Genomic DNA, 25,917 nt, shown 5'->3' with positions numbered 1-25,917 from the left:
TTAATATTTGTAAGAAACTTTCCCTTCGACAAAACGTCTAATATTTCGTCATAAGAAAATACAATAATTTATTAGGTTATTGTTCAAAATAGGAGGCAATAAAATGAGTTCAAGATTGGACAATAAGACAAAAAAGAAAAAACGGAGATGGCTTCGGGTTTTAATTTTTAGTTTTGTGTTTTTATTAACAATAATAGGTGCATATGCATTTTCAGTCTATAATTCCCTGACAGACGCTGTGGATACCATGCATTCACCCATAGAAAGAGAAAGATCTGAGAAACGTACTGAAGAAGTCTCTTTGAAAAAAGCACAGCCATTTTCAGTTCTTTTGTTAGGAGTAGATGAAAGGGAAGGTGACCGTGGTCGTTCCGATTCAATTATTACACTAACAATTAATCCAGAACAAAATTCAGTAAAAATGTTAAGTATACCACGTGATACTAGAACAGAAATAATAGGAAAAGGTACAGAAGACAAAATTAACCATGCGTATGCTTTTGGCGGTGTAGAGATGTCGCTAGCTACAGTGGAACATTTTCTTGATATACCCATTGATTATGTAGTGCAGATTAATATGGAAGGCTTTAAAGATATCGTGGATTCTGTCGGAGGAGTAACAGTTGTAAATGATTTAGATTTTACTTATGAAGGAACACATTTTCCTAAAGGAGAATTGAAGCTTTCTGGAGAGAAAGCCCTTAAGTATTCCAGAATGCGTTATGAAGATCCCCGTGGTGACTTTGGCCGACAACAGCGCCAAAGGCAAATAATACAAGCAGTAATTAATGAAGGTGCAAGTTTAGGTACATTAGCTAATTTTGGTGAAATTTTTGATGCGTTAGGTAATAATGTAAAAACAAATTTGACTTTTGATGAAATGATGACAATTCAAAGCAAATATAAGGCTGCCAGCAAATCAATTGAGCAACTGACATTAAACGGACAGGGTACAAAAATTAATGGTACCTATTATTTACAAGTACCAAACGATGAAAGGTCTAGAATACAAACAACTTTAAAACAACATTTAGAAATGTAAATAAAAGTGAATTAGAAATTGGAACTAATCCTGAATTAGGGTTACAAAAACCAGTGCCCTTTATTCTTTTTTCAATGATCTTTTATGTAATGGAAACAATAGAAAAGAAGGGACTTATGCTGCTAAAGTCCCTTTCTTTTCTATTCTTTTTTTGGAAATGATAAATGGAGCTTTATTGTTAATAAAAATAACAAAAGGAGTTACAGAAATTAGTGTAACTACAGTTAAAACGATAGGATCAATAAATGAAGGTAATTTTACACCAATGAAATATTTTAATTTATCATAGATATAAAATCCTACTGGAATATGTAAAGTAAAATAATAAGAGATTGTTGCCCAACATGTAATCTCCTTTGATTTAGATGAAGCAGGAAACGCTTCGTTCCCTTCTAAGCCGATTAATGACCAGGTGGGTGCTTACGCCACCAACTCTATACAAATCATCGAGAACAATCCTGTATGGCTTTCTAAAGATGGTGTTTATATGCTTGTAGCCTCCAATGTTAGGGACGAAAGGAACGTTGCTCATATCTCGGATAACGTAGACCCTCGCTTATTGAAGGAAATCACCCTAGAACAAGTTACTTCCGCAGATTACGACCGTAAATACTGGCTTTCCATTAACGGGAATGTATATGTCCTGGACTATACACAGAAATCAATGAACAATCCACATGGCGAATGGTGCTACTATACCAATATCTTTGCTTCCTGTTTCTTAGAAATGGGAGGTTATTTGTATTTCGGCAGCACAAAAGAAGGATTGGTTTTCAGATTCAAGAAAGAAACTTCCGATGTAAACTCTTACCTTGATGATGGACAGTCGATTGAAGCTTATTGGAAGTCCAAACCTCTCACATTCGGTTCTGATGAACACTATAAGTACGTGAATAGCTTGTATTTCGCAATGAAGCCAGCGAGCGCAACGAGTTTGAACCTTTATTATATATCAGACAGGAAAGAAATCACCTTATTAGGCGGGAAACCTGTTCAGTTTAACCCCTTTGATTTCGGGAACATAGATTTCGCCAATTTTACGTTCATTTTCTCCACTTTCCCAAAGGAAACAAAAATGAAAATCAAAGCAAAGAAGATTACACACTTCCAATTGCTTATTAAGAACGATAAGGCGCACGAAAGCCTGGCGGTTTTGTCGATGGGTATTTCATATCGCTATCAGTCCAAAGTTAGGTGATAGTATGTTCACGAAAAAAGTAGCGGATCTAGCGGATAAACCAACCTTGAATCCTAATGAATTGAAAGCTCAATTCGATGCAGCTCCAGATGAAGTGAGGCAGTATCTAAACAAGTTGATTGATGCTCTTATGAGAACCACAGCAGGAGATAGCGGAGCAAAAAACATCGGAGCTACATCCATTAATGGTTTAAACGGCAATGATTTGCAGACCATGCTTGAAAGTGTCGCGAGTGGATATGCGAAGAAACAACAGGAAAATTGGATCAGCATGGTGCTTCAAAATGGATGGTGTTTTCCCAGGGAACAACGTGCCGGCTCGATATATGAAGGATGAATTAGGCTTTGTTCATGTAGAAGGTATGATTACAGGCGGCGTTGCCACTACAGGTACCAAAATCGCTCAAATGCCAGTAGGTTATATGCCTTCCGGGAATATTTTCGGGCCAGGTAGTGCGTTCAACGGAACATCCGTTACAGGTGATGCCAGTATTACCATTACAGCTGCAGGAGAAGTGTTGCTTAATGAAAACGCAGCGAGCAATTGGTTAAAGTTTTATGCTCACTATAAGGCGGTGTAAGAATGAAACAGTACTCTAAAGTCGATTCGAACGGGGAATATATAGGGCCTTTCATTGTTGAAGGTGAATTAATACCAGCCGATTGTGTTCCTTTTAAGCCTCCAAATGGATTATTTAGAGCAAAGCTCAATGATTCTCGTACGGAGTTTATTGAAGGGGCTACAAAGGAAGAGATTGAAACCACTCGGAATCAATCGCAGCCACTTTCTGAATTGGAATTGCTAAAAAAACAACAAACGGATTTAGTATTCGAGCTAATGATGAAGGGAGTGATTTAAATGGACTGGTTTTCATACGCTCAAAACGATTGGTCCATTTATCACGACAAAACTCGAATTGCGAAATATGTTCAATACGGGAAACTTACTTCAGATCAGTATGAACAAATCACTGGTGAACCTTATGTGATTTTGTTACTATTTGTCAAAATTCCTCTTGTTGTTATATCGTTTCTGTTGTTTAATCAAGATATATGACAATAAGGAGAAATACAATGGGAAATCGCTATAGCAACTTTGAGCTTTTAAAGATTGTTTCAATTCTAATGGTGTTGGTGCTTCATTATTTCAATGGGGATATGGGCGGTGGATTGTCGAATGTGCCAGAGGGAACGATTAATCATCATGCGATGCTATTTTTAGAGAGTATGAGTATTATTGCGGTGAATTGTTTCGTTTTAGTGAGTGGTTATTTCATGTCAGGAAAGACCTATATTGTTGTCAATAAAGCTACTAATCTGGTAGGAGTTGCTGTTTTCTATGGGATGGCATTTTATACGGCAATTTCGTTAATGCAGCACGGGTTCACTCTTCAAGGGTTGGCATACTCAGCAATTCCATTTTACGGATCAAACTGGTATGTTGGTTCTTACATCGTATTATTCCTATTATCACCTTTCTTGAATACGATGATGAACCATTTAACCAAGAAACAATTCCAGCAATTAGCGGTGGTTAATATCATTTCTTTTTCAGTCTTTCCTACGTTGATGCCAGGTGTATCATACAATGATGGAGGTTATGGGGTACTGAACTTTATCATGCTTTATATTATTGGAGCGTATATCAAAACGCATGTTCAGGATCAGAACAGCAAGTGGTTGTTTTTAGGAGTATACCTGCTATCAACAACAGTCACATTTATGGAATTCAACTTAGCTTATAATACAATTTACAACCTGGTAAGTTCAGTGGCCTTGTTCATGTTCTTCTCGAAACTTAACATACAGTCGACAAAGATAAATTATCTCGCTACTTTTACATTCGCAATTTATATCATCCATACGAATCCCTACTTAAATGGGTTCCTTTACCGAACGGTATTAAAAACCCAATGGTTTTGGAATAGTCCGTGGTTCCTCCCTCACTTGGTGGTTTCGGTAATTGTTGTCTTTTATGGATGTGTAGCGATTGAAACAGCAAGAAGATACATTTTAACCTTTCTTCTCAAAAAAACGCAGAAGAGAGAAAACGTAATCATAGGTCAACCAAGCAAGAGCCTTTAAGGGCTCTTTTTTATTTGGAGGTGAAAGCATGGCACAATTTGACCGTACCTATTACGGTTCTAAGACAGATATTGAACTAGCGAAGCAATCCGGCATACAGGGAAAGTTTTACGATGTATCCTCTTATGGTGATGATTCGAAGTATAAAGACCTTTTACACGCCTATAAGACAGGCGCTAACCCTGTCATCCTTGGTGGTGCCGGAGCTGTTGGCGGTATCAATGATAACCTTTAAAAACAGCTCGTCAATTCAGGAGCAAATATTCAGCGTATTGGCGGTAAAGACCGTTACGAGGTCCAGAACAACTTCCGTAATTACACAGCCGACCTGACGAAACAGAAAAATCTCTACGACATCGAACAGACAAAGAAAAGCTTAGTGGACCAGGGAAAGAATCAGGTTAACCATCTATACGATCAAAAGAAAAACTCACAACTCAGCCAGTTAAAGGCCCAGAGAGATAAAGCGATTGGCGGTATCAACCAGCAGAGCCCCACAATTCCAGCAAGCAAGGAATCAGGCTGATGTAGTCAATCAGCAGAATGTCCAACGCTTAAGAGAATTAATGGCAGCAAACAGGCTTACAGCGACAGGCGAGAACGTATCGGCACAAGTAGCGCAGAACAATCAGCGACAAGCTTCATTGAATCAGTTGAATGTCCAGGAACAGGCTCAGATGAATGAATATGACCAGCGTATTGCAGACATCAACAACCCTGCAGAAGAACAGGCAATGATTGCAGCACTCGAAGCAGAACGTGCTAGAGCCTTGGTTGATGCTCAGAATAGGGCAGAGGATAGAGGAAACCAGCAAAGCCGTGACGCGATTATGGATGATCGTTATGCACAGGAAAAGAACTCTGAAATTGCCTGGAGACAGTACACATTCAACAATATGTCAGCGACAGAAAAAGCTCAGCTTGAATGGCGAAGTTTGCAATATGGCGAGGATGCTGCATGGAAGATGTTCGCGCTTAAGTATCAAGGTGAGTTAGATAAATCTATGGCTGGTGCTGAACTGGAATTCTATAAATCGGGTTTTCTAACACCGTAGGAGGTGGGCAACTAGGCTCATTATCGAAAAAATATGAGTCTGGTTCGTCTGGTCCAGGAACCATTGCCCGGAATAGTTCGATTGGGGCGGTGCTTCCTACGGAACCTATCAGATAGCCACAAACACAGGAACGATGAACAGCTTCATGAGTTACATAAAGGGCGCAGACCCTACAACGTATAAAGCACTTTCCCAATACAAGCCAGGTACATCTCAGTTTGATGGTGTTTGGAAGAGTATTGCATGCCATAGCGCAGAGAAGTTTAACGCGCTACAACATAATTTCATTAAACAATCACACTTTGATCCTGCAGCCAACAAGATTAAATCATCAATTGGGTTTGATGTAACGAAATATTCCCCTGCTGTTCAGAATGTCCTTTGGTCTACAGCGGTTCAGCATGGTTCTGCCGGTGCTGCTAACGTGTTCAAAGGCGTTGGTATTAAGATGGGCATGAGTGAATCAGAGATAATTCAGAGGGTATACAACGAGAGAGCAGCCAATAACGGAAAGAAATACTTCTCGAAATCGTCAGCAAGTATCCGTCAATCAGTCGTGAACCGATTCATGAACGAAATGAAAGATGCACTAAGTATGCTAGGGTAGGCGGTGGAATAATGGCCTTTAACGAAAATGAAAAAAAAAACTTGATTCTTCAGTATTGGTTTGAGAATGTGTCTTTTCTTTTCTATTTTATTTTCTTTTCCTCTCCCTTGACCACTTTTAATATACGGCAATATCCTTGGATCTTTAATCATACACCCACATACGAAAATCAAAAGGAAAGAATTTGTGGTGCCTGAAGTTTACAGAGGACGCAAAGGAGCATTTATAACCATAACCATTCTTTATTAAGGACAAAGTGACAATCAGCTTACGATTTAATCTGTAAACTATGAAGTACCTTATATTGGGGATGGTTATCCAACACTGGTAAGTATAAGCTGAGAATAGAGCGAACTTACTACTATAAACATTAATTAAAAAGTTTATATAAATTTTTATCTATCATCCCCTTAAACCACCAGTTTTTTCACTATTATTAAAGCACTCTGAGGTGAGATACTTTGAAAAAACTACCACAGAGTGCTAAAATCAATTGTTTTTATTAAATATTAATTATTTAAAATTTTTCTCGGCATAGATTTCCAGTATATTTTCCCAATCATGTTCTAATCTAATAATATCATCCTCAATCAGTTCAGATCCTCTTTGTATTTCAATAATTTCAACATCTGTTACGGCTTTAATAGAATGCTTAGTTCCTGCAGGAATTTCAATAGTGTCTCCTGTCTTTATTCTCGTGTGTTTACCATTTAGAAGGAGTTCCCCTTCCCCCATAACTACGGTCCATACCTCACTTCTTTTATCATGAATTTGGTAACTTAAGTTTTTACCTTCCAAGATATGGATTCGCTTAGTGAGAACTTCGGTTTCTTGATCATATTTTGTAAAATCCAATACCTTGTACCAACCCCAACGTCTCTCCTCGTACATTGGTCGTTGTTCAAAGTCAAGAATCATTTCTTTTAATCTAGGGCTAGCTGACTTCTCTGTAACTAAAATTCCATCAGGAGATGCAGCAACTAATAAATCTGATACCCCTAAGATAGCAATAGGTATATCAAGCTCATTAATTAGATGAGTATTAACACTATCCTCACTTATTCTTCCTTTTCCAATAGTATTGGATCCCATCTCTTCTGTTAATGTATTCCAAGTACCAAGGTCCTTCCAATAACCTTCAAACGGTAAAACTGCAATGCTTTTAGCTTTCTCCACAACTTCATAGTCAAAGCTATTCTTTGGCAGTTGATTGTAATAATGCGAAAGTTTCTCATATTCTAAGGGCAAACTCAATTCTTGGATAATATCTATAATAAAACTTAGTTTGAACGAAAAAACACCACAATTCCAAAGTGCATTTTCTTTAATCAAAGAGTTTGCTAAATCCTCCGATGGCTTTTCTTTAAAATGACTAACCTTTAAGAAGTCATTTTCACTTTCTGCATTATGAGGAACAATATATCCATATTTTGTTGATGGATAGGTAGGCTTAACACCCATTAAAACCATATCAGCGTTTGATTCTATTACGACTTTCTCTAATTTTGCTACCGTTTGAAAAAAAGCATCCTCCACATATGGATCTACAGGCAGAACAGTTACAACTTCGTTTAAATCAATTTTTTTCTCAGAATATAAGAAAGTCGCAGCAAGTGCGATGGCAGGAAAGGTATCTCTACGCTCTGGTTCAATAACAATAGGAATATTATTTCCCAGTTGACTCTGTATCATTTCCACTTGAGCTTTGCTGGTTGCAATTACAGCAGTGTTATTTAATTTTGCAGATTCAATCTGTTTATATACTCGTTGAACCATAGAAATATGATTCCCGTCTGAGTCTTCAAGTATTTTCAGAAATTGTTTCGACCGAGAATTATTCGAAAGGGGCCAAAGTCGTTTTCCGGAGCCACCTGAAAGAAGCACTAAATTCATTTTATTTCCCTCCAAAATTATTCATAATCTAAAGATTTATTTTTCGGATCATCTTTTGTTGCTCTAAACATTTTCCAAAGAATGAATCCCTCTATTAGGAAGATACTTAAAGCCATTCCAGTACTATAAAAAGAGTAGGTAGCTGGAATTGATATAGCAATAAACATAATTGATGCAAATCCATAAATCTTTTTCATTTCTTTATATTTTTTCATAGATAATAAAAAGGGATTTAGAATAACATTTACTATGTTTAAAGCTATAATAAAAGCATAAATTTTGAATAACATTACCAATTCAGGGTTGTAGCCACCAGTTAAAATTTTATCAATAAACCCTGCAGAAAAAAACATAATTAAACCAATAGTAGCACCGAATAATAAAGTAATTAGTGGAATAATCTTCTTTATTTCATTATATTTTTCCTTATCCTCATAAATTAATTTACAAATGTATGGATAGAGAACTTGTGAAAAAGGATGAGTTAAACTTACTATAATACTAGTAACCCTTTGAACGACAGAATAGTATCCTGCTGTTGTTTGGCCCAAAATAAATCCTGTAATCAGTACAGCTCCTTGTCCATAAACAGTTTGTGAAAAACTTGAAATTAAAACATTTCCACCTTCTTTTAAATACTGTTTCATTGCAGGTATATCATGGTAAAAAGTAAATCTAATCCCAAACATTTTAAATGCATAATATAGACTAAAAATCATAGCAATTATATAACCTAATGATTGTAAAAAGATAGCTTCAAAATAATCCGCTTCACTTTTAACAAAAATAAAGATACATAACGTGGTTACAACCTTTGATCCCACATTAGCAATAGTAATATACTTCATTTTTTCTAATCCTTGAAATAGCCAAACTGGAAAAATGGAGTTCCCAATCACCATTAAAAAACTTATAAGATATACAATATAGTTTTCTCTTAAACTTGGAACTGCAAATACTATGAATAACATTAAGATAAAACTAAGAATTATTAAATAAACCTTCAAAATAGTTATCAAACTAAATAACCTTGATACCTTAGCTAAGTTATTTTTATTTAGTGTAACATCTCTAGTGGCAATTAAGTTTAAACCATATTCTGCAAAAATAATAAAGTACTGGGTAAATACCGTTGCAAAGGCAACTATACCATAATTACTAGGACCGAGTATCCTTATTAAATATGGGAATGTGATAAGGGAGAGAATATGATTAAAACCTTGATTTAGGAACAAAGAGAATATATTCTCTATAAACTTTTTGTTTTTTTTCATAAAGACACCTGTTAACTAACAAAAAATATTAATATATTCATATTTTATTGTTTTCTTATTTTTCATACAGATCTCACTTAATATATTCATTGAAAATATCCCCAGCCACTTTCTCCCAAGAAAACAATTTAGCTCTTCGCAAGCCCTTCAATTTTAAATCCTCATAAAGTTCATGATTATTAACAACTTTATTCAAAGCCGCAACTAATGAGTCTTGGTCATAAGGGTCAATATATATACCAGCGTCTCCAGCAACTTCTGGTAAAGATGAGGAATTAGATATAATTACTGGTGTTCCACAGGCCATAGCTTCGAGCACTGGAAGCCCAAATCCCTCATATATTGAAGGAAAAACAAAAAAAGTTGCTAGATTATAAAGTGCATGAAGGTCATTATCTTCAAGATATCCTGTTAGTATAATTTCATCTTGTAAGTTATTCTTCTTTATTAATTCAGAAACCTCTAACGATCCCCAAGCGCTTCTTCCTGTTATTACTAATTTATATTCATTAATATTTAGCTTCTTAAATTCAGCAAAGGCTTTAATTAAAAAGATTAAATTCTTGCGAGGTTCCAAACTCCCTACAGCTAGAAAAAATTTATCCGAAAGGTTAAATTTTTCTTTTACATATGATAATCTTCCTGGTTCATCTATCATCTTAAACTCCTTGGATATTGATATTCCAAGATTTTTAATCTTATTTGAAATTTCAGGGAAGACATCAATTATTTCTTCTTTTGAAGAGTCAGATATAGTAATTAATTTATTCGCATTTCGGATTGCTCTCGAAGATAGTGGTTTCATATATAATCTGTTTTTTAAAGAAAGAGTTTCTTTATGTTTCCACATAGTTGCATCAAAAATGGTAAAGATAAATTTTCGTTTTAAAAATAATGACGGCGGAAAAGCAGGGAAGTGAATTAAATCTGGATTTATTTTTTTTGAAATATAAGGAATCCAGATTTGTTCTGTCAATAGTTGCGATTTAAAAGGACTTACAAATATTTTAGACTGTTCTATTTCACCAACTAAATAAGTTGGTATACCGTTTCTAAATAGAAAAAAAACCTCATGATTACCTTTATCCAATTTAATTAAGTTAATCACTAAATTTTTTGTATAATTTTCAATCCCAGTTATTGTTCTGGCTAAACTAGTTGCATCCACTACTATTCTCATTATTCATCCACCTGATTCAGCATTCGTTTTTCTAACGAGCTAATTACCCTTCTTGCATCATATTCTTTAATTAAGTTATTGCTGAAAGACAAAGGTGTAGCAAGAGTAGAAATTACTTTATCAGAAATATTTTTGATGAGTATTTCTTCTTTATCTTCATCTATTAGATAACCGTTATATCCATCAATTATATAATCCTTAATGCTTCCCACATTTGTAGCCACTACTGGGACCTTGCAACTTAACGATTCTATTGCAGACATACAAATCCCCTCAAAAGAAGAACAAACTAAGGATACATCAGCACAATTAATCGTTTCAATTAATTTAGCATCATGGTCTAAGTATTCAATTAAGATTACATCATTTGCTAAATCTAGAGATTCGAATCTTTTGATTAATTCATTTTTATCCTTACCAGATCCTATAATAAGCATTATAGAATCAGGATACTTTAACTTTACTTGTTTGAAAATTTCTGGTAAAAAAAAGATTCTTTTGGGATTATGTTCTAATCTACCGAAGTACAACATAACTTTACTATTTTTATTAATATTGTGCTTATCTTTAACAACATTTTTGGGTAAATCTACGAAGAATGATTGGTCTATTGGTACTGGTGTGTAAAATATTTTCTTTGAAAATTTTTCATATACCTTTTTATAATAAGGAACTCCAAAATCTTCATTATTATTTAAAACGAACACCTTCTGTGCTCTAATTACACTGAGCCTCTCTATAAAGGCATAAATTTTCGCTATCCTCTTCCCCCAGAATATTGTTGCATATCGTCCAGAACCATGTACCGCAAAGAAAACTTTTTTTCTTAGGAAAAAGTAAAAAGGTATTACATATTCCATTCTTTGTGCATAATAATAGGTAATACTTTTAACAAATTTAAAATTAAACAAAATAAACAAAAATAAATTTACCACATAAAAAAATGATAATGGTTTCCTATCAGAATAATTGATGGGGATAAAAATATAATCCTTCCCTTTAACAGCTCTAGTATATTTACGGAATAATTTTATATTTTCACTTTTGTTTTCAGTACCTAGGAGTATAACTGCGTTCTCTGATTTTAATATAAATTGTTTTACATATTCAGATACTCCACCTTGAGAAATATCTTTTAAGTTCCCTGAATGAAGTATGGCGATTCTTTTGGTCACAGAAGCCACCTTACCCTTATTTTCCAATGCTTTTTCTCCATAAAAAAATACTAAACTAGATATAAATGCAAAGTAAGTCCCTGCTATCCCACTAGATAGAACATGCCCACCAAGAGAAGAGTAAAGCATACCTATATAAAAAGAAATTATTAAAACTTTTCCCTCTATAGTGCTTTTAAATAAAACATTGGTATATTTAAATAAATTAATATAAACAAGAAAATACAATCCAAATACAATACTACCATTATAAAAAAGGATAGAGAGGGGATCAAATTCAACAAAAGCCGGATAACCTAACTTTTGGCTTAATAATTCTTGACCTTTAGTAAAAGTAGATCCTATTAATAAAAAGATCGGTTGTTCTACTAATATCTCGAACATAGGTTCAATGGATTTATTTCTACCACTGAGTAAATAAGTTAAAAATGTATTACTGTTGTTAAGAAAGTAAATCTGGTAGTTTATCCAATTCTCGAGTGAGTTCTTAAAAAAAAGAATAAAAGTAGTCAATAAGATTATTACAGAAGAAAAAACAATAATAAGTAACTTACTTTTTACTTTTATAAAGGCTGCAACCTTAGTTGGATTGAAAAATAACATAATAACAATCAAAGAGCTAGCAAATATAAAAAATAAACCGCTTTTAGTACCCAGAAGTAGCGCTGCAAACAATGTTACTAATAGATTACAACTTCGCAAGGTCCTATGATGATTTGTACTTATCAGTTTATAAACTAATATAGGGTAAACCATGGAAATAACTGCAGTGATATCGTTTTGACCAATAAAAAAACCCTTGTTCCCGACCCCCTGACCACTTTGATAAGTGTTATAACCGGTCTGAGTAAGAGCTGAGAAAATAATAACAAGGGATATAAGAGCCACTATAAACTCTAATGAATCTAATAGCATGTCTCTGGTTCTCTTTGATAGAATAGGTATCACATTTATGAAAAGAACAGTTAATAGTAAGGTAAACAAAATTCTAGCATCCCATATAAATTGTGATAGCAAAAACTCATTATAAATCACAAAATAAATCAAAAGGGTAATTAACATAGTTAGAATGGTATAACTTAAGTAAAAAAAAGATTTTTTAGATAGTAAATATACTAATATAAACGCGATAATCATAAATATCGACCTTAAAACCTGACCCGGAGAAATCAAAAAATTATTAGTTAAAATCCCATTTGCTAAATCTATAAAAGGCGTAATAATAATGATTAATACTACAAATAATATAGAAATATCCTTAAAGTCCCTTATTTTCGTGTTTTTTAAGGAAATAAAATCAAGTTTTTTCATTTTTATTACCTACTTTTTACTTTTTAAGATTTCTTTGATTAGTAATAATAGAAATTGGCTATCTTCGATAAGGTATCTTCTCCACAACCTTCTAGGTTCTTGCAAGAGACGGTACAGCCACTCCAATCCTGACTTTTGCATTGAAATGGGAGCTCTTTTCACATTACCTGCAAGAAAGTCTAATGTTGCACCTATACCTATGGATATAGGAACATCTATTTCTAAAAAATTTTTATTAATCCATTTTTCTTGTTTAGGAGCACCAACCCCTACAAATAATATATCTGGTTTGAATTCATTCAACATATTTATTATCATTCTATTTTCATCTGGCTTTTCTTCAAAACCATATGTAGGTGAATAAAATCCAATATCAGATACATTAGGGTATTTTTCTTTGAGGTTCTCTGCCGCTTTTTGTGCAACTCCTGGTGCAGCCCCTAAAAAAAACAATTTGTATTTTTTTTCAGCAAAATGGCTAATTAAAAATGGAATAATATCAGAGCCTGATATTTTCTCTTTTATTGGCTTTCTTAGTAAATGCGAGGCCCAAATAATAGGCATACCGTCTGCTATAACTAAATCTGCCTCATTGTATACTCTTTTAAATTCTTTATCTTTTTGCAACTTCATTATATGATCAACATTACAAGTTACTATATACGAATTTTTTCTATGTTGAATTTTATTGTCTATAAAAGATTTCAAATCATTAAAGTCGTAGTTATCAAAATCAATATCGAATAATTTCACTTTTGTCATTTCATCACCTGTTTAATTAATGATTAATAAGCATCTTTAGAGCCGAATAATACCCTAATAGTCTTTATTATAATTACTAAGTCAAATAGAATAGATCTTTTTTTAATGTATATTAGGTCCAGATTTACCATTTCCTCAAAACCTATAGAACTCCTTCCACTTATTTGCCATAGTCCGGTGCATCCTGGAGTTACAAGGCATCTTTGCTTATGGAAGTCGCTATATTGTTTATACTCACGAAGAAGAGGAGGGCGTGGTCCTACTAAACTCATATCCCCATTGAGGACATTCCATAATTGAGGCAACTCATCTATACTAGTTTTCCTTATGAATTTTCCAACTTTGGTAACTCGCGGATCGTTTTTCATTTTAAACATAGCGCCTGTGGTTTCATTGTGAACTATGAGCGAATCTAATATTTTTTCTGCATCAGATACCATAGATCTGAATTTATACATGTAAAAAGGTTTTCCGTCTTTACCGATCCTTTTTTGCTTAAAGAGGACGGAGCCTTTAGAATCTTCAATTTTTATACTAATAGCGACGATGATTAATAATGGCATCAAAATAGTTAATCCTATCAAACTACCAACTATATCAATGAATCTTTTAACTTTAGAATAAACCCTTTTATCAGTTATATTAACTTTATCAGTTTGATGATAACTATTTTCCACATTCATTAAAGTATCGTCCATTTCTTCTGTAATCCTCCTATTTTACCTTAAGTTCTCTTTTATTAATAAAATTTACAGTAAAATCACTTATAAATATTATCATAGCATTTCATTTATTACATTAAAATATTAAAAACTTTAATATCACTTAAACAATTGTAACATATAGAAACTGGAAATAACATTTCCAAAAATAGGCATGTTGTTTTTCTTTTTATTTTGAAATTACTATTAAACAAGCCTCCATACTTTTTCAAAATAATCGTATAACATAAAAAAGCTAGATTAATATTAGTTTGTCCGGTCAGTTTGTCGACAAAAGGATTGGATTATTTTTCGAAGCATCTTCATCTCTTCATGCGTTTTTTGCTTATTTTATTTTAGAATTTGGTATAGTTCCACGGCAATCTTTGAAGCTCGGTTGATTGGAGTGGAAGGCACTCAGACTCCTAGGGTCTCACCTGGACAGGTGAGACCCTGCAGGAGCTTGCGACGAGGAGACTCACCGCCATCCCCGCGGAAAGCGAAGCGCCTGGAACGGAAATTAATAGACTAATTATTAAAGAAAAAAAGACTGTAGGCAGGCTCGATATTCATCGAGTTTGTCTACAGTCTGGCCAGATTAAAATTAGTTAATCTGGTTTCTCCACCAATCCAGGGTATCCCGTAAGCTTATTTCTATAGAATATTCAACATTCCATCCCACAGCTTTTTTGATTTTAGTATAATCCCCTGCAAATTTTTTAACTTCACTTGCCCGAAATTTATTAGGATCGGTAATAACTTCTACATCTAGTTGCGCCAAGGATATCAACTGATTCAAAAGAGTATTTATTTCTCTAGCGTTACCTGAACTAATGTTATAAATGCCATTATCCACCTTATTTTCAAGTAATAATATATAAGCATTTATCACATCTCTAACGTCAGTAAAGTCTCTATATGTCGATATATCACCAACGTGAATTTTCGGCTCCCGTAACCCTCGTTCTATTTCTATAATTTGTGAAGCAAAGTCACTTATTACAAACCCTTGTTTTTGACCGGGTCCAAAATGATTAAAAGGCCTAGCATGCAAACTATTGATGTTATATTTTTTAGAAAGCTGGATAACCGCCTGACCTGCAGACAACTTACTAATTGCATATGGATTTTGAGGGATACACTCTGTTTCTTCTACTAAAAGCGAATGAGTTTTCGCAGATAAGCCATACTCTTCACTCGACCCCACATAAATGAATTTAATTTCCGGGTTAAACTCCCCGATTTTTTGCAATAAATTCACCGTACCTATTGTGTTTATCTGAAATGTAAGCGCCGGGTTGTCCCAAGAAACAGGAACACTGCTTTGAGCTGCTAGATGTATCACAGCATCCGGTTTGGTTATTTCCAACACCCTTTGAATTTCATCAGTATTGGAAATGTCCAAGTTAATAACATTAACAGGAATAATATAATTCCCTTTATTATTATGAACACATGGAACTACATAATGACCTCTTTCAATTAGCTTATTTACCAAATGGTGCCCAACAAATCCACCTGCTCCAGTCACTAGTACTTTCATATTAATTAACCTACTTATAATTCTTTTTTCACTCTGTTTAAATCAGCATCGACCATCATTGTAATAAGTCGTTGGAGAGAAGTTTTAGCTTCCCACCCGAGTACTTTATTTGCTTTATCAGGATTACCTAAGAGTACATCTACCTCAGCAGGTCGATAGAATTTAGGATCTATAACAACGTATTCTTCGTAATTTAAACCAACGTGTTCAAATGCAATTTTACACATATCTCTAACTGTAGTTGTTTTACCAGTAGCTACAACATAATCATCAGGCTTTTCTTGTTGAAGCATTAACCACATAGCCTCAACGTAATCACCCGCAAAACCCCAATCTCGTTTTGCATCAATATTTCCTAATCTTAATTCTTGTTGAACACCCAATTTTATTCTAGCAACAGCATCAGTTACTTTTCTAGTAACAAATTCAATACCTCTAAGGGGGGATTCATGATTAAACAAAATACCACTTGAAGCATGCATGTTGAAACTTTCTCGATAGTTTACTGTTATCCAATGTCCATATAACTTTGCTACACCATATGGACTTCTTGGATAAAACGGAGTTTTTTCTGATTGCATTTCTTCTTGTATTAATCCAAACATCTCGCTTGTCGATGCTTGATAAAATTTAATTGATGGATTAGTTAAACGAATTGCTTCTAAAATATTTACTACTCCCACTCCCGTAACGTTAGCAGTTAAGATAGGTTGCTCCCACGAAGTCCCTACAAAACTTTGAGCGGCCAAATTATATACCTCGGTGGCTTGGGATATCTGTAAAGCCCTTATTAGTGATGTGACATCAGTCATATCTCCTTCTAATAGCTCTACTTCGTTAGCAATTTCAAGAAAATTTAATCTCCAAATTGTATTTGTACTACGTCTAGCCAACAGCCCGTAAACCTTGTACCCTTTTTTTAATAACAATTGGGCTAAGTATGCACCATCCTGCCCAGTTATTCCAGTAATCAAAGCTGATTTATCTTTCATTTTAAGAACTCCTTTACGTATACATTCATTTAATTTACATTTAATCTTTCTATATTCATTAATTCAATTAAGTATTATAACATCAAAATTTAATTTTTTGTCATTTTTTTAACAAAAAGAAGTTTATATCATTATTAATGAATTTCTAACCTTCAAAAAATATGTAAAAAATAACTCTTAATGTGTATATTAGATGAAGTGTATAATATACAATAGTTTTTCACAAAGAAATATAAATACAACTTTTGATTCTGTTAACTATTAAAATTAATATTTTGACATCATTATACCTTTTCGAGTTATTTCTTTTTTATTAAAAAACTGCTATATTACAGATAAAGGAAAACTTCTTCTGTAAACAACCTAATGGAGGTACCGATGAAAAAAGTAAGAAAAGCAATCATTCCAGCCGCAGGTCTGGGTACTAGATTTCTTCCAGCAACTAAAGCTATGCCTAAAGAAATGCTGCCTATTGTGGATAAGCCAACTATACAATATATTGTGGAAGAAGCTATACAATCAGGGATTGAGGATATAATTATTGTAACTGGTAAAGGGAAAAGGGCAATAGAAGATCATTTTGATAATGCCTTTGAATTAGAAGAGAATTTAATTTTAAAAGAAAAATATGATTTGCTAGAAAAAGTAAAAGAGCCATCAAAAGTAGATATACATTTTATAAGACAGAAAGAACCGAAAGGACTAGGTCACGCTGTATGGTGCGCGAGAAAATTCATTGGAAATGAACCTTTTGCTGTGCTATTAGGAGACGACATAGTAAAAAGTGAAGTTCCATGTATAAAACAATTAATTAATGAATACGAAAAAACTAACTCATCAGTAATTGGAGTTCAAACTGTGCCGGAAAACGAAACACATCGTTATGGAATTATTGACCCTAAGGAAAATAATGAAAGAAGGTATAGTGTAAATACTTTAGTTGAAAAGCCAGCAAAAGGTTTTGCTCCTTCAAACCTAGCCATAATGGGTCGATATATTTTAACTCCAGAAATATTTTCATTCTTAGAAAAGCAGGACATAGGTACGGGTGGGGAAATTCAACTTACTGACGCTATAAAAAGATTAAATTTGGAACAACCCATATTTGCTTACGATTTTGAAGGTAAAAGATTCGATGTTGGAGAAAAAATAGGTTTCATTAAAACCACTATAGAATTTGCACTAGAACACGAAGATCTTCGAAATGATGTTCTTGATTTCTTAAATGAAATTTTGGCAATAAAAAAGCAATAATTCTTGTATTACTGGAAGAGCAATAGGTAATTTGTTCTTCCTTTTTTAATTCACGATTTACAGAAGATAAATTTCTGCACCTATAAATAAAAAGGGAGAACCATTATGTCTTTAATTAATAAAGTATTTGTTTCGGTAATGGTTGTTTTATATTTTTTTTCGTTTTCTCATCACTTTGCATCAGCATCTGAATTAGGCAAAATAAAAAAACTGGTAATGTTTAAAGAGAAGTTGGATATTGAATTGTTAGAGAAAACTAATTCAACCATTTTGGAATATTACCAAAATATACCAGCTGTTAAAATAGAAATTCCTTTCAACCAGTTGGACAAATTTAAATCCAAATCGTCTGTTCTCTCGATAGAAGATGAGCAATTAATTGAAGCTGTTGGACAAGTAGTGGATTGGGGAACGTCAACCGTTCAATCAGCTAGGGCTTGGCAAGCTAATTATACTGGTAAAAATGTAAAAATCGCTATTCTAGATAGCGGAATTGCTCCTCACCCTGATCTCAAGTTAGCTGGAGGAGCATCTTTTGTTACATATACAAACTCATACACAGACGACAACGGCCATGGCACACATGTAGCAGGCATTGTGGCAGCTTTGAACAATGATATTGGAACTGTTGGGGTTGCACCTGATGCTCAGCTATATGCAGTAAAAGTGCTTGACAGCAACGGGAACGGTTATTTAACAGATATGATCGCAGCCATCGACTGGGCCATTACAAATAAAATGGATATCATCAATCTTAGTTTAGGTTCACTGGATCCCTCACCAATCCTTGAATATTCCATTAATAAAGCTTACAATTCGGGTTCCCTTATTGTTGCCGCTGGAGGAAACGAAGGAAACCCTGAAGGAACTGGAGACAATGTTGCTTATCCAGCTAAATACAATTCCGTAATAGCAGTTTCTGCTATAGACCAACAAAAAAATCGCGGTAGCTTTTCGGCTACTGGTAATGCAATTGAATATTCGGCTCCTGGAGTTGCAATTCTTAGCACACATCTTAACAATGGCTTTGCAAAATTAAGCGGTACCTCTATGGCCACCGGTTTTGTCACTGGTAATTTGGCTTTATTAAAAGAAATGTATCCAACTATGTCCAATAATGAACTCAGAGAACAATTGAGGAAAACAGCTATTGATTTAGGAACTCCTGGCAGGGATCCTTGGTTTGGGTTTGGTTTGGTGCAATCTCCACAAAGTGCTGAACGGATAGCAGGCAAAGACCGTTTCGAGGTAGCAGTCAATATATCAAAAAAAGGGTGGCAATCATCCAACACTGTTTTTATTAGTAATAATAATGCTTTTGCAGATGCATTATCCGCCGCTCCATTAGCCTTTAAAAAGGACTCGCCTTTACTATTAACAGGTTCATCCAGCCTACATCCACTTACCCGAGCAGAAATTGTTCGATTAGGTGCTAGAGAGATTATTCTTGTAGGCGGAAGAGGAAGCATTAGTGAAAGTATTGAAGTTGAATTAAGAAATATGGGGATTAACGTAAGAAGAATTGACGGAAAAAACCGATTTGAAGTTTCCAGGAATATAGCTTTTGAACTTGGTAACTTCCAAACTGCTGTTATAGCAAACGGATTAAATTTTCCCGATGCGCTGGCGATTGCGCCATATGCTTCTCGAAATGGTTTTCCAATTTTACTGACTGCGCCTAATTATCTGCCTAATGAAACAATCACTGTTTTACAAAACAAATTACCGTTAAATACGATTGTTGTCGGTGGAGAGGCAAGCGTAAGCAATAATGTTTTCATGCAATTACCTGCCGCAACCAGAATTGGAGGCAAAGATCGATATGAGGTTGCCTCTAATATCTTTAATCAGTATTTTTCAAATACAAATAAGATTTATTATGCAACAGGGTCAACTTTTGCTGATGCATTAACTGGTTCCGCTCTTATCTCAAAAGAGAACACTTCGCTTTTATTGACTCAAAAAGAAAAACTTCCAGAATCCGTCATATCAATTTTGGCAGCCAGGAAGTTTGACAAGCATATAATACTCGGAGGAGTCGGGTCAGTAGGTAATGGGGTTATAACTGTTCTAAGCAAGTAAGAAAAAGAGATAAAATAACTACAAGGGCGCTCAAAGTTAAACCTTTGAGACGCCCTTTCTTATGATCTTTCCTTGTCTTTTAACATCGCTTGGGAGTTCGCCGTTTTCCAAATTAACAGTATCTTTCACAATATAAATAGGTCTATTTTTACTTTCATCATAAATGCGGGCAATGTACTGACCTACAATCCCTAACCCTAGCAATTGGATCCCACTAAAGAAGGTGATCGCTACCATAATGGACGCCCAGCCTGCCTCTACATCATTACCGAACAATTTAACTGTAACCGCATAAACTAGGACGATGAAAGATAGTAATACTGAAAGCAAACCAATAGTCATTACAATACGTAAAGGCTTAGTAGAGAACGCAAATATTCCGTCAGAAGCGAATTTCACCATTTTTTTTAATGGATATTTTGTTTCTCCGGCAAAACGCTCGTCTCTCTCGTACTCAATATAGGTCTGCCTAAACCCAATCCACGACATCATCCCACGGACAAATCGATTTCGTTCGGTCATTAGTTTAAAGACCTCTGCTACCTTCCGATCAATAATCCTAAAATCACCTGTATCTTTTGGAATATCAATATCAGACATATAATTCAAAAAGCGATAAAAATACCTGGCAGTGAGTAATTTAAACCAAGTCTCTCCCTTCCTCTTTTTTCTTTTAGCATAAACAACCTCATAACCTTCCTTCCACTTGGCAATTAAATCCGGAATCACCTCTGGAGGGTCCTGCAAATCAGCATCAATAATTACAATGGCATCTCCCATGGCATAATCAATGCCTGCAGTGACTGCCGTTTGATGTCCAAAGTTCCTGGCAAAATCGACAATCTTAACTTTTGAGTCTTTTGCAGCAATCATTTTTAATATGTTAATTGTATCGTCAGTACTTCCATCGTTTACGAATATAAATTCGTAGTTAATTTCATTGTTATCCATTACTTGCTTTAATCGGTTGTAGCACTCCTGAGCAACTTCCTCCTCATAATACATTGGAACGACAACAGAAATTAGTTCTTTCATTTCAAAACCTCCAGAATACCGGGTATCTGTAACTCAACTACTAAACGTCCAATTTTTATTCAAAAAATAATTAATAAACATGCCAAACCCAGTAGCAATTATTTGGCCAAAATACGGATGGAAATTAAAATAGTCTACAAAAATGAATAGACATGCGGTATTAAATCCGAGAGTTATTAAATTGACTAACAAGAATTTTAGAAATAGCCTCTGATGCTGTGCATCAGATTTAAAAACCCAGTTCTTATTCAATATATAACTATTGATTACACCAAGGCCATAAGCCAGAATGTTTGCAAGTAAATAATTTACTCCAGCATAAACCAAGAGCATAAAGCTCAGAACGGTTATGATTGTATTTAGTATTCCAACTGCCCCAAACCTGAGGAACCTGTCCATGTTTTTAAATTCTCCTAAATTAAGTACTTAATATTTCCTCATCACTCTATACTACTTCTCTACCCTTCTGTAGAAAAAACCAAGCGTACTCATCAGAATGATTAGGGGAGTCAGACTTACAAGGTAACGCGATCTTGCTTCCCATAATATAAAAAATAAAAAGAATCCGATGATAGAGAGCATAGAAAAAGTAAATAACTCATTATCTTTCTTCCAGGCTATCCTGCAGAAACGCAGTAATCCAGCCATTAGAATTAGATGTTCTATTCTCGCAAATGACTGAAGTATGTGGCCAGAATTAAAATCAATCAACTTTTGAATATTTTCTGGATATAGAGGACTTCGCTTTAGTTTGTTCAAGGAATAATATGTCCCATCCGTCCAGGTGTGGCTGATCTTTTCTAGAGTATATTGAAGATTCCCTGTTAACCCCTTCTCTCTTATCCTTTTTTTCAACTCTTCCATATGTATTTGAGCAACCTCATCCCTCGACATTTTCTTCAGAAGCTGATCTGTCTTATTTACATCTTCTGAAGCAAATTTACCGAAACGACTAGGATTTTGCCCCATCCATAGCCAATGAGTGACCGGAAAACTGTAACGCTCAACCACATCATTTTCAAGAATCCCACTTTGATATATACCGAAATTAAAAAGAGACTTAACGATTAAAAGGATTATAAAAGGAATTAAAAAGTAAATCTTTCTCCATTTAACAGAGTAGAGAAAAAGAACTATACTAAAGGCTATTAGAAATATTATTAAGGATCCTTTTAAGAGCATCCCTAACGAAAATAATATCGATGCCGGCAATACCATAGAAATTCTTTTATCAAAATTCCCGTTTTTGTCTATCAAAAGATTTAAGGGCCAAAGTAAAAAAATTAATGAAATGGTATCAGTATAGACAATAGGTGCAAAAAAGATATAAGGAAAGAAAAAAACACTTACTACAAGAGCTATTAAAGCAATATTTTTCCCTGCTATTTTATTTGATATTCGATAAATCAAAAACTGGCTTAGTGTTATAACCAAAACATTCAGCACTTGGTAAACAAAAAGGTCTGCAGAAAAAATTTTACCCACCGCTGCCAAAATGATAACCAATAAAATATTATTTGGATATCTAATAAAATAAGATTCAAGAGATCCATTCTCCATTAACGATTTTGAACTATTAACAACTGATCCAAAATCCCAGGTTGGATTAACGTTTAGATACCCAATTACTACCGCTTGTAAAATGATGCCAACAACAAGTAGTAAAACAACAACTACACGATTGTTTAACTTGTCAAATAGCTTGATTATTTTTTCATTATTAATAACCAGTGACACAGCAATAATAGAAGCAGCCACGAAGGTAATAAAGTTAAACATTGGCGGGGAAGCTTGTTCTGCGGATTGATACCCTCTGCTTCGAAAAAAATTCAGAGCGATAATAATAGAGAGCGTCACGATAAAGATTAAAAAAATCGTCTTTTTTAACCATTGGTTATATGAATGGGCCACACCCAAAAACCTCCTTATATAACTCTGCATAACATTGAATAGAATGAGTCTTTCTTCCATATTTGTACAACACTTTAAGAATACTAGCAGTATTTATTACCATTGTCTAGTAAGGAAAATGTCTCTACAATAAATTACATGACCCACTTAACAACCTTCCCTTTTAAATATTTGAATCCATTAATTTCCTTCTTTCCCCATATTGTGACTCATACACCGTTTAAATGTCCTAAATTGTAGTAATGTCCCTGTTTTTGGTGATGAAAATAATGAAACAAAAAAAGGGGATTGTATAGAGAAAGAGGAATAACTTACATAAATTACGGGTATTATATAAAAAAATCCAAGGAAGTGATGGTATGAAATACGAGGGGAATTTTGCACTAGGGTTATCTTGGGGAGTTTCACTAAGCATACCGCTTTGGATTTCTTTTCTGGGATGGATTAAACTTTTATTCAGTTTTTTATAATACTTAATTTTTAAAGACATTAAAAGCACTCACTTTCCAAAGCGAGTGCTTTTTTATTATCTATTCCTCGTATCCTCGCGGATTTTTTTCCTGCCATCGCCAAGAATCAAGGCACATATCCTCAATCCCTCTTTCAGCGGCCCATCCAAGTTTTTCTTCTGCTTTCATTGGATCAGCATAACAGACCGCAATGTCTCCTGGACGTCTTCCTACTATCTTAAAAGGAATTTTGTTTCCAGATACTTTTTCAAAAGCAGAAACAAGCTGTAAAACGCTATAGCCTGTCCCAGTACCAAGGTTATAAGCGTCTACTCCTTTTGTTTTTACAACATTTTCTAAAGCCTTTAAGTGGCCCACAGCAAGGTCGACTACATGAATATAATCACGGACACCCGTACCATCCACAGTCGAATAATCATTACCGAAAACTTGTAACTCTTTCAATTTCCCAACTGCTACCTGAGTTATATAAGGCATCAAGTTATTTGGAGTTCCATTCGGATCTTCTCCAATTCTGCCGCTTTCATGCGCTCCAATTGGATTGAAATAACGAAGCAGAGCAATACTCCAACTGTTATCTGCAACGTACAGGTCTTTTAGAATTTGCTCAATCATCAGCTTCGTACTGCCATAAGGGTTCGTGGTGCTTAGCGGGAAATCTTCCGAAATCGGCATTTTTTCCGGCATTCCATAAACAGTAGCAGAAGAACTAAATACCAGATTTTTAACATTAAACTCCTGCATAACCTGACAAAGAATCAGTGTACCCGTGATATTGTTGTGGTAGTAATGAAGCGGTATAGAAACAGATTCCCCCACTGCTTTTAAGCCAGCAAAATGAATTACAGACTCAATTTGGTTCTCTTCAAATATTTTTGCAAGTGCCTCCCTATCGAGAAGGTCCACTTCATAAAAGGAGAATTCCTTTCCAGTGATTTCCTTAATTCGTTTTAAGGATTCTGGTTTACTATTTGAAAAATTATCAACAACCACAATCTCTTTACCAGCATTCAATAATTCCACGCATGTATGGCTGCCAATATAGCCAGCTCCACCGGTAACTAAAATAGCCATTTAAAGATCCTCCTATTTATATAAACAGATGTTTTTAATCATTTTTCATTCTTTCCAATCTTAATATTAACAAATTTAGTTATATGCTAAAAGTAGAAAGAAAGCATCCACTAAAAATATATTCCCTATTGATATCAAACCCAACTGGATAAAATCACTAATCATGTATTACTTTATGTCTTCACACATATAAGTTATATAAAGATATTATATAAAACGCCTGTGTCATTCAAATACAGAGGAGCTTTTTATATGCGTAGCAATCAATTTATCAAAGTAATGTTTTTAATTTTGTACTGTTGGTTTTTCTATTTTCCATTAGACTAATGATTTTATCTCCATCTAAAAAGGCAGAATCCTTAGTTAACGACTTTTACTCATTTGAGCAGGATGGAAAATATTCAGATTCGTGGGATTTGTTTCATCCCTTTATGAAAGAAAAGTTCCCAAAGCTAGCGTTCATCCAGGACCGTGCACATGTATTTAATGGTCATTTTGGTTCAGAAACGTTTTCCCATTCAATTGGAGATCCAACAGAAGTTAAGGCTGGAAACCAGCAAACAGAGCAAAACCTTTTCAAAATGCTTACAAATTTATAGTTACACAGGATTATACAGGGAAATACGGTAAGTTCAGTTTCTCTCAACATGTTTATGTAGTGAAATATAAAAAAGAGTTAGTGATTTTATGGGATTATAACCAGTGATGGATCTAAACAGTATTGATATTAAATATAGAGACAACTACTCGACATCTCATTTGGATCAATAATACCTATCACCAAATTTAAACCTTCTTCGCACCTATCATGAACAGTAGCGCCTCTTAGTATTCAAAATAAGGAGGAATAATGTCGTTTCTTATCGAGAACATTTGTTTTAAAACAGTTCTTTATTAAGTTAAAATTAAAGTTGATTCACTCTCAAGGAGGATTAATAGATGCCATTATTGCAGATGAAGGAAATATTCACACCTCTTAAATCATTCGGGATTAAAGTGTTTAAATGCAAAGATGGATTTACCTATATTAAATTTTGGAACAAGCCAAGAAAGAAAATTTTTGGCTAAAAAAACAAAAGAAGCAAACCCATGGCCTGCTCCTATACTTTCGTCATTAGTGAAAGCGCTCTTTGCCCATGGTAACTGGCTTTTTGTTTTAAATGGGATTTAAGCTTATCACATACCGCATCTTGCACCAATGCTTCATTATATTGTTGTAAAAACAAATGGATTTTACATTTCAAATTTACAAATGATTTCAATACACTCATTC

General features: G+C 34.4%; 25 protein-coding genes and 1 pseudogene. 13 read left to right on the top strand and 13 right to left on the bottom strand.

The window, feature by feature from the left end; all coding sequences use genetic code 11:
- Positions 1-103: 103 nt before the first annotated feature.
- From tagU to ACXAEA_RS03435, 10 genes and pseudogenes are all read left to right on the top strand, one after another.
- Positions 104-1,042 (top strand): polyisoprenyl-teichoic acid--peptidoglycan teichoic acid transferase TagU, encoded by a 939-nt coding sequence (gene tagU / locus ACXAEA_RS03480; protein ID WP_475094547.1) that lies wholly within the window; start codon positions 104-106, stop codon positions 1,040-1,042.
- 487 nt (positions 1,043-1,529) lie between these two features.
- Complete coding sequence (locus tag ACXAEA_RS03475) at positions 1,530-2,240, top strand: hypothetical protein (protein ID WP_475094546.1); 711 nt, start codon at positions 1,530-1,532, stop codon at positions 2,238-2,240.
- Positions 2,241-2,244: 4 nt separating this feature from the next.
- Positions 2,245-2,577, top strand: coding sequence for a hypothetical protein (locus tag ACXAEA_RS03470; protein ID WP_475094545.1), 333 nt, complete (start codon positions 2,245-2,247; stop codon positions 2,575-2,577).
- The gene (locus tag ACXAEA_RS03465; RefSeq protein WP_475094544.1) at positions 2,567-2,821 is read left to right on the top strand and encodes a hypothetical protein; all 255 of its coding nucleotides are present in this window, start codon (positions 2,567-2,569) and stop codon (positions 2,819-2,821) included. Before ACXAEA_RS03470 ends, ACXAEA_RS03465 begins: the two co-directional genes overlap by 11 nt.
- A 2-nt stretch (positions 2,822-2,823) precedes the next feature.
- Positions 2,824-3,099 carry a hypothetical protein gene (locus ACXAEA_RS03460; protein WP_475094543.1) on the top strand — a complete coding sequence of 92 codons (276 nt, stop codon included), beginning with the start codon at positions 2,824-2,826 and terminating at the stop codon, positions 3,097-3,099.
- A complete protein-coding gene (locus ACXAEA_RS03455) occupies positions 3,100-3,297 on the top strand; it encodes an XkdX family protein (RefSeq protein ID WP_475094542.1) in 198 nt (65 codons plus the stop codon). It begins immediately after the preceding gene.
- Between the two features lie 17 nt (positions 3,298-3,314).
- Positions 3,315-4,325, top strand: a complete 1,011-nt coding sequence (locus tag ACXAEA_RS03450) for an acyltransferase (RefSeq protein ID WP_475094541.1) — start codon at positions 3,315-3,317, stop codon at positions 4,323-4,325.
- Positions 4,326-4,353: 28 nt separating this feature from the next.
- Positions 4,354-4,560, top strand: coding sequence for a hypothetical protein (locus ACXAEA_RS03445; RefSeq protein ID WP_475094540.1), 207 nt, complete (start codon positions 4,354-4,356; stop codon positions 4,558-4,560).
- Positions 4,561-4,795: 235 nt separating this feature from the next.
- The gene (locus ACXAEA_RS03440) at positions 4,796-5,380 is read left to right on the top strand and encodes a hypothetical protein (protein WP_475094539.1); all 585 of its coding nucleotides are present in this window, start codon (positions 4,796-4,798) and stop codon (positions 5,378-5,380) included.
- Positions 5,381-5,471: 91 nt separating this feature from the next.
- A pseudogene (locus tag ACXAEA_RS03435) lies at positions 5,472-5,987 on the top strand (VgrG-related protein); the annotation flags it as partial.
- 513 nt (positions 5,988-6,500) lie between these two features.
- Here ACXAEA_RS03435 and ACXAEA_RS03430 read toward each other — a convergent pair.
- The 8 genes from ACXAEA_RS03430 to gmd all read right to left on the bottom strand — a co-directional run bounded on the left by ACXAEA_RS03430 (position 6,501) and on the right by gmd (position 16,818).
- Positions 6,501-7,880, bottom strand: a complete 1,380-nt coding sequence (locus tag ACXAEA_RS03430) for a sugar phosphate nucleotidyltransferase (protein WP_475094538.1) — start codon at positions 7,878-7,880, stop codon at positions 6,501-6,503.
- Between the two features lie 17 nt (positions 7,881-7,897).
- Complete coding sequence (locus ACXAEA_RS03425) at positions 7,898-9,154, bottom strand: oligosaccharide flippase family protein (RefSeq protein ID WP_475094537.1); 1,257 nt, start codon at positions 9,152-9,154, stop codon at positions 7,898-7,900.
- Positions 9,155-9,227: 73 nt separating this feature from the next.
- Positions 9,228-10,334, bottom strand: coding sequence for a glycosyltransferase family 4 protein (locus ACXAEA_RS03420; protein ID WP_475094536.1), 1,107 nt, complete (start codon positions 10,332-10,334; stop codon positions 9,228-9,230).
- The gene (locus ACXAEA_RS03415) at positions 10,334-12,820 is read right to left on the bottom strand and encodes a glycosyltransferase (RefSeq protein ID WP_475094535.1); all 2,487 of its coding nucleotides are present in this window, start codon (positions 12,818-12,820) and stop codon (positions 10,334-10,336) included. The genes ACXAEA_RS03420 and ACXAEA_RS03415 overlap by 1 nt, the downstream gene beginning before the upstream one ends.
- 9 nt (positions 12,821-12,829) lie before the next feature.
- Positions 12,830-13,582, bottom strand: a complete 753-nt coding sequence (locus ACXAEA_RS03410; protein WP_475094534.1) for a WecB/TagA/CpsF family glycosyltransferase — start codon at positions 13,580-13,582, stop codon at positions 12,830-12,832.
- Positions 13,583-13,605: 23 nt separating this feature from the next.
- Positions 13,606-14,280 (bottom strand): sugar transferase, encoded by a 675-nt coding sequence (locus tag ACXAEA_RS03405; protein ID WP_475094533.1) that lies wholly within the window; start codon positions 14,278-14,280, stop codon positions 13,606-13,608.
- 607 nt (positions 14,281-14,887) lie between these two features.
- Positions 14,888-15,826: a GDP-mannose 4,6-dehydratase gene (locus ACXAEA_RS03400; protein WP_475094532.1), complete on the bottom strand. Its 939-nt coding sequence runs from the start codon at positions 15,824-15,826 to the stop codon at positions 14,888-14,890.
- 14 nt (positions 15,827-15,840) lie between these two features.
- Positions 15,841-16,818, bottom strand: a complete 978-nt coding sequence (gene gmd, locus ACXAEA_RS03395) for a GDP-mannose 4,6-dehydratase (protein WP_475094531.1) — start codon at positions 16,816-16,818, stop codon at positions 15,841-15,843.
- Between the two features lie 378 nt (positions 16,819-17,196).
- Here gmd and galU point away from each other — a divergent pair, with 378 nt between their 5' ends.
- Positions 17,197-18,072 carry a UTP--glucose-1-phosphate uridylyltransferase GalU gene (gene galU / locus ACXAEA_RS03390; protein WP_475094530.1) on the top strand — a complete coding sequence of 292 codons (876 nt, stop codon included), beginning with the start codon at positions 17,197-17,199 and terminating at the stop codon, positions 18,070-18,072.
- 105 nt (positions 18,073-18,177) lie between these two features.
- The gene (locus ACXAEA_RS03385) at positions 18,178-20,154 is read left to right on the top strand and encodes a S8 family serine peptidase (protein ID WP_475094529.1); all 1,977 of its coding nucleotides are present in this window, start codon (positions 18,178-18,180) and stop codon (positions 20,152-20,154) included.
- A gap of 36 nt (positions 20,155-20,190) precedes the next feature.
- Here the strand turns inward: ACXAEA_RS03385 and ACXAEA_RS03380 are convergent, their stop codons facing one another.
- From ACXAEA_RS03380 to galE, 4 genes are all read right to left on the bottom strand, one after another.
- Positions 20,191-21,189 carry a glycosyltransferase family 2 protein gene (locus ACXAEA_RS03380; protein WP_475094528.1) on the bottom strand — a complete coding sequence of 333 codons (999 nt, stop codon included), beginning with the start codon at positions 21,187-21,189 and terminating at the stop codon, positions 20,191-20,193.
- A gap of 33 nt (positions 21,190-21,222) precedes the next feature.
- Positions 21,223-21,588, bottom strand: coding sequence for a GtrA family protein (locus ACXAEA_RS03375; RefSeq protein ID WP_475094527.1), 366 nt, complete (start codon positions 21,586-21,588; stop codon positions 21,223-21,225).
- A gap of 51 nt (positions 21,589-21,639) precedes the next feature.
- A complete protein-coding gene (locus ACXAEA_RS03370; protein ID WP_475094526.1) occupies positions 21,640-23,100 on the bottom strand; it encodes an ArnT family glycosyltransferase in 1,461 nt (486 codons plus the stop codon).
- Positions 23,101-23,630: 530 nt separating this feature from the next.
- Complete coding sequence (galE, locus tag ACXAEA_RS03365) at positions 23,631-24,644, bottom strand: UDP-glucose 4-epimerase GalE (RefSeq protein WP_475094525.1); 1,014 nt, start codon at positions 24,642-24,644, stop codon at positions 23,631-23,633.
- 939 nt (positions 24,645-25,583) lie between these two features.
- On the opposite strand from galE, the gene ACXAEA_RS03360 reads away from it, so the two are divergent.
- Entirely contained in the window at positions 25,584-25,712 is a 129-nt protein-coding gene (locus tag ACXAEA_RS03360) for a hypothetical protein (RefSeq protein WP_475094524.1), read from the top strand.
- Positions 25,713-25,744: 32 nt separating this feature from the next.
- Here ACXAEA_RS03360 and ACXAEA_RS03355 read toward each other — a convergent pair whose 3' ends face one another.
- A complete protein-coding gene (locus ACXAEA_RS03355) occupies positions 25,745-25,906 on the bottom strand; it encodes a hypothetical protein (protein ID WP_475094523.1) in 162 nt (53 codons plus the stop codon).
- Positions 25,907-25,917 lie beyond the last annotated feature (11 nt).

This window comes from Mesobacillus sp. ABV4_180, from assembly GCF_056158485.1.
This window is presented reverse-complemented; position numbering and strand designations above follow the sequence as displayed.

Bases quoted from the DNA above. Each gene is read 5' to 3' on its own strand.
- tagU (WP_475094547.1), top strand. From the start codon at position 104: ATGAGTTCAAGATTGGACAATAAGACAAAAAAGAAAAAACGGAGATGG.
- ACXAEA_RS03475 (WP_475094546.1), top strand. From the start codon at position 1,530: ATGCTTGTAGCCTCCAATGTTAGGGACGAAAGGAACGTTGCTCATATC.
- ACXAEA_RS03470 (WP_475094545.1), top strand. From the start codon at position 2,245: ATGTTCACGAAAAAAGTAGCGGATCTAGCGGATAAACCAACCTTGAAT.
- ACXAEA_RS03465 (WP_475094544.1), top strand. From the start codon at position 2,567: ATGAAGGATGAATTAGGCTTTGTTCATGTAGAAGGTATGATTACAGGC.
- ACXAEA_RS03460 (WP_475094543.1), top strand. From the start codon at position 2,824: ATGAAACAGTACTCTAAAGTCGATTCGAACGGGGAATATATAGGGCCT.
- ACXAEA_RS03455 (WP_475094542.1), top strand. From the start codon at position 3,100: ATGGACTGGTTTTCATACGCTCAAAACGATTGGTCCATTTATCACGAC.
- ACXAEA_RS03450 (WP_475094541.1), top strand. From the start codon at position 3,315: ATGGGAAATCGCTATAGCAACTTTGAGCTTTTAAAGATTGTTTCAATT.
- ACXAEA_RS03445 (WP_475094540.1), top strand. From the start codon at position 4,354: ATGGCACAATTTGACCGTACCTATTACGGTTCTAAGACAGATATTGAA.
- ACXAEA_RS03430 (WP_475094538.1), bottom strand. From the start codon at position 7,880: ATGAATTTAGTGCTTCTTTCAGGTGGCTCCGGAAAACGACTTTGGCCC.
- ACXAEA_RS03425 (WP_475094537.1), bottom strand. From the start codon at position 9,154: ATGAAAAAAAACAAAAAGTTTATAGAGAATATATTCTCTTTGTTCCTA.
- ACXAEA_RS03420 (WP_475094536.1), bottom strand. From the start codon at position 10,334: ATGAGAATAGTAGTGGATGCAACTAGTTTAGCCAGAACAATAACTGGG.
- ACXAEA_RS03415 (WP_475094535.1), bottom strand. From the start codon at position 12,820: ATGAAAAAACTTGATTTTATTTCCTTAAAAAACACGAAAATAAGGGAC.
- ACXAEA_RS03410 (WP_475094534.1), bottom strand. From the start codon at position 13,582: ATGACAAAAGTGAAATTATTCGATATTGATTTTGATAACTACGACTTT.
- ACXAEA_RS03405 (WP_475094533.1), bottom strand. From the start codon at position 14,280: ATGGACGATACTTTAATGAATGTGGAAAATAGTTATCATCAAACTGAT.
- ACXAEA_RS03400 (WP_475094532.1), bottom strand. From the start codon at position 15,826: ATGAAAGTACTAGTGACTGGAGCAGGTGGATTTGTTGGGCACCATTTG.
- gmd (WP_475094531.1), bottom strand. From the start codon at position 16,818: ATGAAAGATAAATCAGCTTTGATTACTGGAATAACTGGGCAGGATGGT.
- galU (WP_475094530.1), top strand. From the start codon at position 17,197: ATGAAAAAAGTAAGAAAAGCAATCATTCCAGCCGCAGGTCTGGGTACT.
- ACXAEA_RS03385 (WP_475094529.1), top strand. From the start codon at position 18,178: ATGTCTTTAATTAATAAAGTATTTGTTTCGGTAATGGTTGTTTTATAT.
- ACXAEA_RS03380 (WP_475094528.1), bottom strand. From the start codon at position 21,189: ATGAAAGAACTAATTTCTGTTGTCGTTCCAATGTATTATGAGGAGGAA.
- ACXAEA_RS03375 (WP_475094527.1), bottom strand. From the start codon at position 21,588: ATGGACAGGTTCCTCAGGTTTGGGGCAGTTGGAATACTAAATACAATC.
- galE (WP_475094525.1), bottom strand. From the start codon at position 24,644: ATGGCTATTTTAGTTACCGGTGGAGCTGGCTATATTGGCAGCCATACA.
- ACXAEA_RS03360 (WP_475094524.1), top strand. From the start codon at position 25,584: ATGCCATTATTGCAGATGAAGGAAATATTCACACCTCTTAAATCATTC.